The following is a 14722-nucleotide window of genomic DNA, read 5'->3' as shown; positions in this document are numbered from 1 at the left end:
AAATGGATTTGGTCGCAGAACAGTAATTTTAACACAATAATACCCCTTAAGGGGTTATCAGTATCGATGCCCTTATAGGGCTTTATGCAAGCCTCCGGCTGGGCCGGAGGTCATGACTTGTAAACATTAAAGCAAAAGGATGTCCAGAAGCCCTGTGCTTTTGTATAAAATCAAGGCTCTCCCATAAACACAAACTCACCCCATAATAATGGTTTGGCGTTGCCGTATCTTACCCTAACAGTCTTTATTAAGGTTTTTAATACCCCAACCGCTTGCGGTGGGGCAAGCATATGGAAGGGGGGTGTGGGGGGAAACTACGTTTCCCACCATCATCTAAAATAGTTTTTATTCCATTTTGATACCCCGTCCGCTTGCGGCGGGGAGCTTCATTTGTTTCAAAGCCTTATGACCATGAGCTTGCACCAGCAGAAGTCCTTTACTTATACCTTCCGGGGCTGCGGAGTTCGATTCCGCGTTCCGCCCGGCTCACTGACTTGGGGAAAGAGCAAGCCGGAAACCCAAGCGGCCGTAAGCCCTGTCAGGCGCTGCCCCGCGGCGAGTGGCAGACCGGGAACGCAAGGCGTTGTAGTCACAACTACCACCGCGGATTACCCGGTGCGAACCCGATGAAGGACCTGTTGAGTCGATAACAGAACGGACGGATAATTTTTTTTTGTACCAGTCCTGACACCACTCCCATACATTCCCGTGCATGTCGTACAGACCCCAGGCATTAGGCTGCTTTTGAGCCACTTGGTGAGTCGTCTTATTCGAATTGCCACAGTACCACCCCATGGCATCCAGGTTTGCATCATAACCGCATTTTAGCTCAGATATCCCTCCGTTTGCAAAAGCCGTCCTGCTCCCTGCCCGTGCCGTATACTCCCACTCGGCCTCAGTGGGCAGACGGTATTTGCCTGAGCCCTCCTTTTGGTTTAGCTTCCTGATAAAACCTTGCGCGTCGTCCCAGGATACTTTCTCCACAGGGCAGTCATCACCGCAGTTTGTAAAATTCGAAGGATTGTTTCCCATCACCGCTTTCCACTGACCCTGGGTCACTTCAGTAGTCTGCATGTAAAAACCTTTTGTCAGCGTCACCTTGTGTTGTCGTTCGTTACTTTGATGCCCAGGTTCACTTGAAGGGCTTCCCATCCCGAAACTGCCGGGCTTAATAGACACAAACTCCATCCCGAGGCTGTTGGTAATCTTTTTTGATTCAGGTTTTGGTGGTCTTTTGCTCATGGCAAGCAACTTTGTCATTTTCGCTTCTATCTTTTTACGCTCAGCCTCAACCCTCCCTCGTTCTTCAATCACAGCCTCTATTCGTGCAAGCTCCTTGCGCTTTTTTTCGAGTTCTTCTTGTTCGGCATTAAGGCCAGTATCAATTTTATGGGTTGATTTCACCACAGCAATACCCCTTTTAGGATTAAAATAGAAATCGCCTCTTAACGAGGTGGATTCCCAGGGTGTCTGCTGGTTGGCCGATTCATTCATAACTGTTGAGCGAACTCTTTGAAACATTTGCAAGATGGTAATATTTGGCGTATCGATGTGATGCAACAGGGCGGATGTAAAACGACCATTCTTGCCAGTACCATCCGAAGCGGTCATACCGGGTGAAGTTGAATATGCAATCAACGAACCTGATGGAGCATTCATAAATGCCAAACCGCTTCCTTTTGCTCTTCTGTTCCAGCTTCGTTCAAAAGGGTTGTCACGACAAGCATCCAAAATAACTATATTGGTTCTCGTACCTGCACTTTCCATTTTAGCAAGTATTCTACCGGTTCTCACACAATCGTATTCCGCATCATTCTCATCGTCCAATTTAGCATTGGTGGGAATCAGGTAATTATTCCCTTTTACCTGGACTCCATGTCCTGCATAAAAGAATAGCCCTACATCATAGCTTTTTAGACTTCTACCAAATGCATCAATTGCCTTTTTCATAGCTCTCTGACTGCAATTTTCGTGTTTGAGAACTGTAAACCCCAAATTTTCTAACTTTTTAGTAATTGCTCTTGCATCGTTAACAGGGTTAGCAAGACTGCCACCATGGATATAATTGGCATTTCCAATCACCAGAGCTATTCGCCTTTTTGGGGCTGGTATGGCGATATTCGGAGTTAAAAATATCAACAGACATGCTACAGCAACAAAACGAGAAAGTATGGATTTCATCATTATTATCCCGGTTATTTTGTAATATCAGATTACCAGATAAACAATTTCTTAAAAGTAATCAAAGTATATCGTCTTATGTTGATAGTGTAGCATCCAGGCTATCTGGATTTCTTTCGGCGTATCCACCCTGGTCGATTCTCCACTCAGCGATTTGCCCGGCTCATCGACCCGGGGAAAGAGTAAGCCGGAATCCCAGGGATTCACGGCGGTAGCCAAGCTCGTTCCTACCGCGATTGGCCGATCGACAGAACCCGGCGTCGCGGTGCCAACTACCACCACGGAACACCCGGTCCGGACCCGATGAAGGCCCGGTTGGATCTGTAACAGAACCGGACGGATAGTTTTTCCCGTATCTGTCCTGACACCACTCCCACACATTACCATGCATGTCGTACAGACCCCAGGCATTAGGCTGCTTTTGAGCCACTTGATGAGTCGTCTTATTCGAATTGCCACAGTACCACCCCATGGCATCCAGATTTGCATCATAACCGCATTTTAGCTCGGATATCCCTCCGTTTGCAAAAGCCGTTGTGCTCCCTGCTCGTGCCGCATACTCCCACTCGGCCTCAGTGGGTAACCTGTATTTGCCGGAGCCCTCCTTTTGGTTCAGCCTCCTGATAAAGCCCTGCGCGTCGTTCCAGGATACTTGCTCCACCGGACAGTCATCTCCGCAGTTTTTAAATTTCGACGGGTAGTTTCCCATCACCGCTTTCCACTGACCCTGGGTCACTTCAGTAGTCTGCATGTAAAAACCTTTTGTCAGCGTCACCTTGTGTTGCCGCGCGTTACTTTGATGCCTGGGTTCCGATGAAGGGCTGCCCATTATGAACGTGCCCGGCTTAATATATACAAACTCCATACCGAGGCTGTTGGTAATCTTTTTTGATTCAGGCTTTGGTGGTCTTTTGCTCATGGCAAGCAACTTTGTCATTTTCGCTTCTATTCTTTTACGCTCAGCCTCAACCCTCCCTCGTTCTTCAATCACAGCCTCTATTCGTGCAAGCTCCTTGCGCTTTTTTTCGAGTCGATCTTGTTCGGCTTTAAGACCGGTATCGATTTTTTGGGTTGATCCTACCACAGCAATACCCCTTTTAGGATTAAAATAGAACTCTCCTGTCAAGGATGATGATTCCCAGGGAACCTGTTTTTTCTGAGACGACCTTAGCACATCTACTCGTACCTTTTTAAAGACCTTTTCTATTTCTAATCCGGGTGTTGCCATGTGCTTTAGCAATTTGGATGTATACAAACCGTTCCGGCCTGTTCCATCAGCAGCTATAGAACCTGGTGCGGTTGCATAAGCCAGTATTGAACCTGTCGGTGCATCCATCCTGGCTAACCCTTTTCAGATGTTCTAAAACTTCGGGCAAAAGGATTATCCCTGCAAGCATTAAGGATAATGATATTTAACCCATTCCCGGCATCCTCCATCTTGCCGAGCACCCTACCTGCATCAATGGCTTCATATTCGACATCTGATTCCGACTCAATCCGTGCACCAATTGGAATAAGGTAATTGGTGCCATGAACCTGCATGGCATGGCCGGCATAATAGAATAGACCCACTCCTCCATTAAGTAATTCTTTACCAAAATTACGTATGGATTTTTTCATTGTTCTTTGATTGACATCAGTTTTAAGGAGAACTTTAAAACCAAGTTTCTTTAGCGCAGATGCTATATCGGAAGCATCATTAACAGGATTACGAAGAGGAGATGAAGTATATGCGCCATTTCCAATAACCAGGGCGGTTTTTTGACTCTTTGCGGATAGAGAAATATCTGGCAAGAATATCGTAACAAACACAGGCAAGATAATCATCAAGCGGAATACATGTCTCATATTCAGATCCCCCGATTATTTATAACAACGTTTATTTGAGCTAATGATAATATAAATAAAAGCTTTGGCTCCCGTTGTTCATTCTTTAAAATCTATCCCTGCAGGCAGATCAATATTTAAAATCTTTTCTTTTGCACTTCGAACCACATCCTTTGGGAACATGCGAAGCTCGGACGTTTTAAACTGATATTGCGGCAAATATTGAATAATGAGTTGCGCGACCGCCAGCCCCTGATCATAATCCCGCTGTTTTTTTATTGGTTCACGATCCGTTTGTTCACTTAACCATAATTTATGCAAGGCAAAGGCCCGTGGGTCAGGAGCAACTAATGGAGCAGGATATCCATCCTCTCCTATGATAACCTGAGAAAACTTCGAAGAAGAAATAAGCCATTGAAGATTCCGAATTTCAGCAGCTTTTAGATCATCCGGCCCACCCATTTGCCTTGTTTCCTCTATGGGCAACTGCTTTGGTTCTGATTTTATCAGATCCACCATAAATCCATCACGGTTTACAGCTCGGAATCCACCCGGACTGATGGGTTCAAAAGACCGATCCGCTTTTCGAATAATACCGAGCAAGCCGGTATTATCCATATCCTTATCAACAGCAAGAATAAGTTTTGGACGAATATCCCATAGAATATCCATATCTCTGGTTGCCATTGCCGAAATATCAAAAAACACACCCGCAGATGCTTCGTATGCATACATTGCATTGGTGCCAATCACCATTACATTTCGACCGAGAATATTTTGCTTATCCAGCAATCGTAAAATATTGCTAACAATCCGGGGTGCTCGCTGAATCAGCGCTGCCTTGCAGAATCTGGACTGCTCTTTAAGTTGATTTTTAAGTGCTGACAGACGTTCCTTTTCACGCTGTTTGCCCTGTTGAAATTTAGCGAGAATTTTTTCAGTTTCAGAAGATCTTGGTCCTAAACTTTTGCCGTAGCCAAAACGATCTCGAGATCGAAACAAATATTCGCGACCTTTTGACTTTTTCCAGTGCATCCCTCCTCTGAATGACCGCATTTTATTAAATGCCGCTATAAATGCGTCATAAAGCTGTATAGTATCAATAAAAATACGCCGCTGGTTGTCGGTCATTTCCTTAAAAATCATAAATTTTCCTTCTTTTAATTCTTTTTCGTAAATTGAAGGAAAACCGTTGCCTTGTCAAGAAATTTCAGCAATTCTAATTCTGGTAATTGCCATTTTTTCAGGCAAATATCGGACTTTTCATTCAAACATATTTGATGGCGTCGTAAAAAATATCACTGATGGTTAAGTAGAAGGTTCCATATACAAGGCGCAGTGGTTTTTCAGGGACGAGGCTATACAAGTAGTATGCCGAGTTTCTGAAAAACCGCTGCAACGCAATAGATGGGACTTTATACGACGCCATCACTATTTAGTATGGCTGACAATGAAGCAGGTATCCGTAGCTATATGAGTGGCAGCGGTCGTTCCTTGGTGCTGAGCCCCGACCGGCAGATTTGCCGGCTGCACCACCCCAACCCCTCTAAATGCCACAGCCCCGCGGGTGCTGGAAACGGTTTTCGAGTAATAGCCGTCTACGGCTTTTCGTAAAGTTTCTTTTATATCCGTAAACTGCTTTTCCGATGCTATGACGGTAATCACATCTTTGCCGAAGGGCGCCTGGACTTCCAGTTCACCCAGTTTGCCTATAACTTTTGTCTCCCCAGCCCTTACTCTGTTGTTTTGGTCGTGAACGTTGGGGAAAAGGAGGGTGTTTATGGTTTGGGTCTTGCGGCCTTTGCCGACACATGACAGGTATATGACCTTGATGTAGCAGTCCCTGGAGGCCCTTATTTTAAATTTTATCTTTTCGCCATTATAGTAATCGGCTCCCTGTCCTTTGTCAGATTCAATTCTTACCTTGAAACTGCGGTTTTCCCCACTGTGCTTTACATCATCATCAGTGAGAGCTAAAAAATAATCGTTTTTTATGCTTCCTGCTATTTTGTTTAATAGATTTTTAAATTCTTTGTTCTGACTGATCAGCTCATCTATCTTTTGACTTTGCTGTTGCTGGGTATTTTCTATTTGGCTTAGATGTTGTTTTTTTGTTTTTTCAAGCTGTTCGATCTGGCTGCGAATATCTGCATATTCCTTTCTGGTACTCTCCCCTGACGCATCTGTCTTTTTTTCAATTGTTTTCAAAAGATCTTGCAGCTGGACCATCCGGTCGTCAAAGGCTTTCATATTCCGGTTTAAAATATTGGCTATTTCTTTGGTTCCTTTTAAAATCTCATCCTGCCTGTTTTCCAGCCGATCCACCACTTCATTGATGAACTTTTGCTGTTTTACCTGTCGATCCGCACTCTTTTTATCGATCACAACCAGAACCCAGTAACGGTGTTTTTTGCTGTCGGTCCATTTGGCTTTTTGTATTATCCCGGACAAAGTCTTTCTGGTACTTACGAAAAGAGATGAAGCCACATGCTGTTCATCAAAGTTGCCTTGCTGGCAAAAGTTCTCTTTAAACTGTGATTTGACGGAAACCGAAAGCTGACAGCAAAGCTCATCCAGGGCGCGGTCTTTAGCCAGCCGGATATCATCATATCCGGGCGTATCGCCCTTAAAATCTGCAAAGCTGACTCCATGGTAAAGACCAGCCTGCTTTAGTGATCCGTTCTGGTGGTCATTTATCCAGGTCGGCGGATAGGACGAAAAGGAGGCAAAAGAGGCGGCCGGCAGGCTGATCAGAAAAAACACAATGAATATCGAGCGAAATAGATATCTCATATTCAATTTCCTCCGAATGTTGGTGAAAGCATTTATTTGAAATTGTTGTTGATTATATTATAAATGTCCTTCATATGCAATGAAATACATTACACCAAATATGTGAAAGTCATCACACTTTGAAATGATTTACCACGGAATTTCACGGAAATTTCACAGATATTAAAAAGCCAAAATTCAGTGAATCTCCGTGTAATTCTGTGGTGAAAGAAAAAAATAAAACTATTTAGATTCTTATTGCCAAACCATAATATTTTTTGTATCAGAACTTGGAAGTTGGTAAAACCCGCCTGCCCCCTTTTTACAAATAGGGATTTTTTTCACAAAATCATGTTAAACAAGACAATGAAAGCACTCTTAGCCTTGGAAGATGGGCGGTTATTCCCATGTCAGAGCTTTACCGGTCCTGGAGAAGCCTGGGGTGAGATTGTATTTAATACCAGCATGACCGGTTATCAGGAGATACTGACCGATCCGTCGTACAAGGGGCAAATGGTCACCATGACCTATCCTTTAATCGGTAATTACGGCGTCAATCCGGAAGATATCGAATCTGACAGAATACAGGCTTCCGCATTTCTTATAAAAGAATATCAAAGCTTTCCCAGCAATTACCGATCCACTGAGGCACTTGCCGATTATCTGAAAAAACAGCAAATTATCGGAATAGAGGGGCTGGATACCCGCGCCATTACCAGGCATATTCGAAACACCGGCGTCATGCGAGCATTGGTGTCGACCGAGGATCTAGACCCGTCTTCTCTGGTGAAACGGGCAAATGAAATTCCTCCTATGGAAGGACAGGATCTGGCAAAAAAGGTAACCACTAAAATTCCCTATTACTGGAAAAACGGCGGCCCGGAATTTTTTAACTCTAAAACGCCTGTTTTAAACAATAGCGTCTTTAGGTGCCGAAAAGAAAAAAAATCGGTGGTCGCTTTTGATTTCGGCATTAAATATAATATATTAAGATGCCTGGAATTTGCGGGTTTTGAGGTGGTGGTGGTGCCTTCTTCAACTCCAGCCGACACCGTAAAGGAAATGGCACCGGACGGAATTTTTCTTTCCAACGGTCCCGGTGATCCTGAGCCGGTCACCGATGCCATTGAAACCATCCGCTCCCTGTTAGGATATCGTCCCATATTCGGAATCTGTCTGGGTCATCAACTCCTGGGGCTTGCTCTGGGCGGAACCACCTTTAAATTAAAATTCGGACACCGGGGTGGCAATCAACCGGTAAAGAACCTGTTAAGCGGAAGAATCGAAATTACCTCTCAAAATCATGGATTTGCCGTTGACCTGGAAACTTTGAAAGGAAAAGATATCGAAATCACCCATATTAATTTAAACGATCATACCCTGGAAGGTTTCAGGCATTTGAAATATCCAGCCTTTGCGGTGCAGTATCATCCTGAGGCGTCTCCGGGTCCCCATGACGCAAGATACCTGTTTGATGAATTTAAAAAAATGATGAACAAATAAATGCCAAAACGCACAGACATAAATAAGATTCTAATCATCGGCGCCGGTCCCATTATTATCAGTCAGGCATGTGAGTTTGACTACTCAGGGACCCAGGCATGCAAGGCTTTAAAAGAAGAGGGTTTCGAAGTGGTGCTGGTAAACAGCAACCCTGCTACCATCATGACCGATCCCGAGATGACCGACAAAACCTACATCGAGCCCGTAACCCCGGAAGCTGTTGCCATGATTATTGAAAGGGAACGGCCTGATGCGATTTTACCGACACTGGGCGGACAAACCGGCTTAAATACCGCCATAGAAGTTGCCGATACGGGCGTTCTCGATATCTTTAACGTTGAAATGATCGGTGCATCGGTGGAATCTATCAAAAAGGCTGAAAACAGGGACCTGTTTCGCCAGGCGATGAAAAAGATCGGTCTTCGCATCCCCAAAAGCGGTATTGCCACGGATATGGACAAGGCTCGTGCCATTGCCGATGAAATCGGTTTTCCCATCATTATCCGTCCTGCTTTTACCCTGGGCGGAACCGGTGGAGGGGTGGCCTATAATCCGGAAGAACTTGAAAAACTGGCCAAGGGCGGTATTGACGCCAGCCTGATCAGTCAGGTGATGTTGGAAGAATCGGTTTTAGGCTGGAAAGAGTATGAACTTGAGGTCATGAGGGATAAAAATGACAATGTGGTGATCGTGTGTTCCATTGAAAATATGGATCCCATGGGGATACACACCGGCGACAGCATTACGGTGGCACCGGCCCAGACTTTGAGTGACAAAGAATATCAGGTGATGCGGGATGCCTCCATTGCCATACTTCGCGAAATCGGTGTGGATACCGGGGGCTCAAATGTTCAGTTTGCCGTTGATCCGAAAAATGGAGAGATGATCGTCGTTGAAATGAATCCGAGAGTCTCCCGCAGCAGTGCACTTGCGTCCAAGGCCACCGGTTTTCCTATTGCCAAGATTGCCGCCAAGCTGGCGGTGGGATATACCCTGGATGAAATTACCAACGATATTACCGGAGAGACCTTTGCCTCCTTTGAGCCTGCTCTGGACTACTGTGTGGTTAAAATACCGCGCTGGACATTTGAGAAATTTCCTGAAACCTCGGACTTTATTACCACCTCCATGAAATCAGTGGGTGAAACCATGGCCATTGGCCGGACGTTTAAAGAAGCCCTGCAAAAGGGATTAAGATCCCTTGAAATCGGCAGATTTGGATTGGGTGCGGACGGAAAGGATGAAAGCCTGCCGACAAAATTTGAAATTGAGCAGAATCTGGCCACCCCGAATTCACAGCGAATATTTTACCTGCGATATGCATTGCTGGCGAAAATGTCAGTTCAGTCCATTTATGAATTAACCGGTATCGATCCCTGGTTTTTATACCAGCTTCAGCAGATGGTGGATCTTGAACGAGAAATTGCCGAGGACAAAAACGATATTTCCGACTCACTTTTAATCCAGGCCAAATCCTGGGGCTTTTCAGATATCCAGCTGGCCCACTTAACCGGCACAACCGAAGAGGCCGTTAAACAAAAACGAAATGAATTGAATCTACGTCCGGTTTATAAGCTGGTGGATACCTGTGCCGCTGAATTTAAGGCTGCGACACCTTACTACTACTCCACCTACGAGTCTGAATGCGAGGCAAGGGTTTCCGCTAAAAACAAGGTGATGATCTTGGGCGGTGGCCCCAACAGAATCGGTCAGGGAATCGAATTTGATTACTGCTGCGTCCATGCTTCGTTTGCCCTTGCTGAGGAAGGGATTGAAAGTATCATGGTCAACAGCAATCCCGAAACCGTTAGTACGGATTACGATACATCGGACAAACTCTACTTTGAGCCGTTGACCAAGGAAGATGTGCTTCATATTGTGGAAAAAGAAAAACCCATGGGCGTCATCGTGCAATTCGGCGGTCAGACTCCCCTTAACCTTTCCACTTCCCTGTTTGGGGCAGGGGTACCCATTTTAGGTACTCAGCCGGAGAGTATCGACCGGGCCGAAGACAGAGAGCTTTTTCAGGCGATGTTAAAAAAACTGGGTCTGGTTCAGCCGGATAACAAAACGGCCACATCCGTCAATGAAGCCGTGGTGGCGGCTGAAGCAATCGGATATCCTGTCATTGTCCGGCCTTCATATGTGCTGGGTGGAAGGGCCATGAAAATCGTCTATGACCCGAATGATCTGAAAAGTTATACAAAACTTGCCATTACCGCATCGCCTGAACATCCGGTTTTAATTGACCAGTTCCTCGAGGACGCCGTTGAAGTGGATGTGGATGCCATTTCAGACGGTTCAAGCACCACCATCGGTGGTATCATGGAGCATATTGAAGCTGCCGGCGTTCATTCGGGGGATTCCGCCTGTGTACTTCCTCCATACAGTATAAATGAGTCTATGATTGATGAAATTGTCAAAGCCACCAAAGCCATGGCTGCAGAATTAAATGTGGTTGGCCTGATGAACGTGCAGTATGCCATTAAGGACAAACAGCTGTATGTTCTGGAAGTCAATCCCAGGGCATCCAGAACCATTCCATTTGTCAGCAAGGCCACTGGTGTGTCTTTGGCAAAACTCGCCACCAAGATTATGCTGGGGAAAAAATTAGCAGACCTTGGCATGACCGAGGAAAAGACCCCGGTTCATATTTCGGTCAAAGAAGCGGTTCTTCCCTTTAACAGGCTGCCTGATGTGGATACTCTCCTTGGCCCGGAAATGAAGTCCACCGGTGAAGTCATGGGAATTGATTCCGAATTCGGACCCGCATATGCCAAGGCGCAGCTTGGTGCGGGACAAAATCTTCCTCCTGCGGGCTGCGTGTTTATCAGTGTGCAGGAGAGAGATAAACCGGCAGCCCTTGAAGTGGCGTCCCAATTTTACCATATCGGTTTTAAAATTATGGCGACCAAGGGCACCTCTTCATTTATGATTCATAACGGCATACCGAATAAAAAGGTCAACAAAGTGTCCTTAGGCAGGCCGCATGTGGTTGATGCCATCAAGAACGGAGAAATTCAGCTCATCATTAACACGGGTGCAGGAGACAAATCACGGCGTGACGGGTACATGATCAGACGTGCCGCTATCAAATTCAACATTCCCTATACGACGACCATTGCCGGAGCAATGGCTATATCAAGAGGAATTCAGGCGCTTAAAGAAAGAAAGCTTTCGGTAAAAACATTGCAGGAGTATTATTAAAAAAAGGGCAGAAGGCGGAAAGGCATGGAGGCAAAAGGTATAAGGTACAATGAAATCAAAATCTGCAATAAAAATAGAACAGCATAGAGTAACAAATGAAAAACCCCGGGAGGCATGCGGAATTTTCGGTATTCACGGACACCGCGAAGCGGCGAGGCTGACCTATTTTGGGCTGTATGCCCTCCAGCACCGGGGACAGGAGAGTGCCGGAATTGCGGTGGTAAACCACCAAAGAATCGCCGCCCATAAGGGCATGGGTCTGGTGCCTGATGTGTTCGATATCAGCCACTTTGAGCAGTTACAGGGGAAAAGCGCCATCGGGCATGTCAGGTATTCAACCACCGGCAGTTCCATACTCACCAATGCCCAGCCATTTGTAGTTAATCACCGAAACAAGTCATATGCCGTTGCCCATAACGGAAACATTGTAAATGCTCATATACTGAAAAATGAACTTGAAGAGGCGGGTTCAATTTTTCAAACCACCATGGACAGTGAAATTTTTCTACACCTTTTGGTAAAAAATCTGACATACGGCCTAAAGCAGGCCTTGCTGGAAACAGTCACCCGGTTAAAAGGTGCGTTTTCTTTTATCGTGCTGACAAGCAAAGGTGAAGTCATTGGAATAAAGGACCCGAACGGTTTCAGGCCGTTGTGCCTGGGTAAATTAGACGGAAGATACGTTCTGGCATCTGAAACATGTGCTCTGGATCTCGTCGAAGCCGAATTTGTCAGGGAGCTTGATCCCGGTGAAATTGTGATTATCAGCGAAGAGGGCCTTGAGAGTATAAAAACGGATATTTCTGCAAAGCCCAGTTTTTGCATATTTGAATTCATCTATTTCGCCAGACCGGACAGCACTATTTTCGGACAAAACGTTTATCAGACAAGAAAGGCCCATGGCAGACGCCTGGCCGATGAAGCGCCTGTGGAAGCGGACCTGGTCATGCCTTTTCCGGACTCCGGGACGTATGCCGCTTTGGGATATTCTGAAGCCTCGGGCATTCCGTTTGAAATGGCAATGATCCGCAACCATTATGTCGGAAGGACATTCATTCAACCGACCCAGAGTATGCGCGATTTTGGTGTCCGGGTTAAGTTGAATCCGGTAAAAAAGCTTTTAAAAGGCAAGGATATCATTATTATTGAAGATTCGATCATACGGGGAACCACTGTTAGAACAAGGGTCAAGTCCCTCCGCAAGCTCGGAGTGAAACGGGTGCATTTGAGGGTCAGTGGGCCTCCTCACCGGTTTCCCTGCCATTACGGCATCGATTTTTCAACCCGGGGCGAGCTTATTGCGGCAAGCAAGTCAATAGAAGAACTCAAGAATTTTCTCGGTCTGGACTCCCTGTATTATCTCAGCCTTGAAGGACTTTTGAAATCGACCGGTATTGAAAACCCTGAAAACCATTTTTGCAAGGCCTGTTTTGATGGACTGTACCCGGTGAAATTCGATGAGGCGCTTTCCAAAGACTGTCTTGAAAAAGGATAAATAGTCTGTTAAGGGTTGAACATACGGAAAAATAAACCCTGAATTTTGCGAGGCGATTATGATTGAGTCCAAATATTTAAAAGAGAATATAGAAAATATACAAAAGCTCATGACCATCCCGGCATTGAGGAATTTTGAAACCAATAGTCTGGGAAAATTGCTCAGGCTCAGCAAAATACGACAGTATGAAGATGGAGAGATTATTATCAAAGAGGGCGACCTGGATCCCTGGCTCTATTTTCTTCTTTCAGGCAATATAAGGATTACCAAAGAAGGCCTCGATATCGGCACCATCGACAGGAGGGGTGAAATCTTCGGTGAGATGAGAATTGTGGACAGCCTTAGCAGATCAGCATCGGTTTTTGCAACAGGCAAAACCGTTTGCCTGGCGGTTGATACCTCGGCCAAAGACAGGCTTTCTCATGAAGGAACCAAAGACGAAAGGCTCGATTTTTTGCTGTTGCTGTACAGAATTTTTGCAGAATACATGTCGATACGGTTGCGGTTAACAAATGAAGAGCTGATTAAGGCAAAAAAGCGCATCGAACAGCTTAAATCCAAGTGAAATGAAACAAACCGTTTCCTTTTCAAAAAATGCGATCAATGTTTTTTTTCATATCCTGACAAACTGCAATCTGAAGTGCCGACACTGTTACATCAATACGGAGCAACACGGGAAAAAAAAACTTCCCCTATCTACAATTAACGCATGGCTGGGTATATTTGCTAAAAAAAGCATCAAAACCAATGTCATTTTTTTAGGCGGTGAGCCCACCATGCATCCAGACCTTTCGCTCGCCATAAAAAAAGCAGACGATCTTGGTTACCATTCCATTACCATCGATACAAACGGATACCTTTTTAATGATATCCTTTCAAAAGTCAAACCGGAAGATGTGGATTACTTCAGTTTCAGCCTTGATGGTGCCACCTCGAAAACAAACGACTGGATAAGGGGAAAAGGATCATATCATACATGCGTTGCCGGTATCCACGAGGCGGTCTCCAGGGGATTTGCCACCAGCCTTATTTATACGGTGAGCAGGGCAAATTTACATGAACTCAATATGATGGTACCGCTTATTAGGGATCTTGGCATCAAGCGGTTTTTTATCCAGGTCATCGGTCTCAGGGGAAAGTCCGCAGGAGAGGGTTCACCAACGAGCCAGGTATTGCACTCTCAATGGCTGGCTAAAATTCCTGATGTTGCCCAAAAGGTAGCCAACCTTGGTGTCACCGTGACATACCCAAAAGTTTTTTTAGGCCCAGAGGACATATTTGAGTGCGCCGGTCTGGTGGCTGAGAACTATTTTATCTTTCCAAATGGCCGGGTATACAGATGCCCTCTGTGTGAGGACTTTCCCATCCACAGTCTGGAAATCAAAAACAACAAACTGTTTAAAACCAAAAGGATAAACGAAAGCGACCTGTTTAAGCTTAATATTCCCGAAGGGTGTGTGATGAACAGACTCATTCAGCCTGAAAATTTGTCATACACCAAAGATGGCATTCCTGAATACAAGGTTGCATGCTGCCTGTTGAAAGAGGAAATAAAAGGAAAGTAACGGACAGCTCCAATCAAGGACTCCTGACACGGCGCAAATCTGAATGCAACAACTTAACTAGTGCCTGAACGAAAAGTCATGGTTTTACGAGCCAGCCGGTTGGTTATGTTCGTTCATTAAATTACTACCGTTCAAAATGATGGCAGCCAGTAGTAAATCAAATCTTGGCTAC

The 14722-nt window shown here is 45.3% G+C and carries 10 protein-coding genes; 5 read left to right on the top strand and 5 right to left on the bottom strand.

Annotation, left to right across the window (positions count from 1 at the left end; all coding sequences use genetic code 11):
• Positions 1-486 precede the first annotated feature (486 nt).
• The 5 genes from SWH54_01540 to SWH54_01520 form a co-directional block, all read right to left on the bottom strand.
• A complete protein-coding gene (locus SWH54_01540; GenBank protein ID MDY6789926.1) occupies positions 487-2184 on the bottom strand; it encodes an SUMF1/EgtB/PvdO family nonheme iron enzyme in 1698 nt (565 codons plus the stop codon).
• A 160-nt stretch (positions 2185-2344) separates the two neighbouring features.
• Positions 2345-3517 carry an SUMF1/EgtB/PvdO family nonheme iron enzyme gene (locus SWH54_01535; GenBank protein MDY6789925.1) on the bottom strand — a complete coding sequence of 391 codons (1173 nt, stop codon included), beginning with the start codon at positions 3515-3517 and terminating at the stop codon, positions 2345-2347.
• A 5-nt stretch (positions 3518-3522) separates the two neighbouring features.
• A complete protein-coding gene (locus SWH54_01530; protein MDY6789924.1) occupies positions 3523-4029 on the bottom strand; it encodes a caspase family protein in 507 nt (168 codons plus the stop codon).
• Positions 4030-4107: 78 nt separating this feature from the next.
• Positions 4108-5154: a nucleotidyltransferase domain-containing protein gene (locus SWH54_01525; protein MDY6789923.1), complete on the bottom strand. Its 1047-nt coding sequence runs from the start codon at positions 5152-5154 to the stop codon at positions 4108-4110.
• A 285-nt stretch (positions 5155-5439) separates the two neighbouring features.
• A complete protein-coding gene (locus SWH54_01520) occupies positions 5440-6801 on the bottom strand; it encodes a DUF4384 domain-containing protein (protein ID MDY6789922.1) in 1362 nt (453 codons plus the stop codon).
• 345 nt (positions 6802-7146) lie between these two features.
• On the opposite strand from SWH54_01520, the gene carA reads away from it, so the two are divergent.
• The 5 genes from carA to SWH54_01495 are packed head-to-tail and all read left to right on the top strand — an operon-like array spanning position 7147 to position 14550.
• Positions 7147-8283: a glutamine-hydrolyzing carbamoyl-phosphate synthase small subunit gene (carA, locus tag SWH54_01515; GenBank protein MDY6789921.1), complete on the top strand. Its 1137-nt coding sequence runs from the start codon at positions 7147-7149 to the stop codon at positions 8281-8283.
• Positions 8284-11490 carry a carbamoyl-phosphate synthase large subunit gene (gene carB / locus SWH54_01510; protein MDY6789920.1) on the top strand — a complete coding sequence of 1069 codons (3207 nt, stop codon included), beginning with the start codon at positions 8284-8286 and terminating at the stop codon, positions 11488-11490. It abuts the gene before it with no gap.
• 49 nt (positions 11491-11539) lie between these two features.
• A complete protein-coding gene (gene purF / locus SWH54_01505; protein ID MDY6789919.1) occupies positions 11540-12985 on the top strand; it encodes an amidophosphoribosyltransferase in 1446 nt (481 codons plus the stop codon).
• A 58-nt stretch (positions 12986-13043) separates the two neighbouring features.
• The gene (locus SWH54_01500; GenBank protein ID MDY6789918.1) at positions 13044-13550 is read left to right on the top strand and encodes a cyclic nucleotide-binding domain-containing protein; all 507 of its coding nucleotides are present in this window, start codon (positions 13044-13046) and stop codon (positions 13548-13550) included.
• Position 13551: 1 nt separating this feature from the next.
• Positions 13552-14550: a radical SAM protein gene (locus SWH54_01495; GenBank protein ID MDY6789917.1), complete on the top strand. Its 999-nt coding sequence runs from the start codon at positions 13552-13554 to the stop codon at positions 14548-14550.
• Positions 14551-14722: the final 172 nt, after the last annotated feature.

It is taken from the genome of Thermodesulfobacteriota bacterium (assembly GCA_034189135.1).
Taxonomy (GTDB): Bacteria; Desulfobacterota; Desulfobacteria; order Desulfobacterales; family JAUWMJ01; genus JAUWMJ01.
The sequence above is the reverse complement of the archived record's forward strand: the minus strand, read 5'-3'. Positions and strand labels throughout refer to the sequence as shown.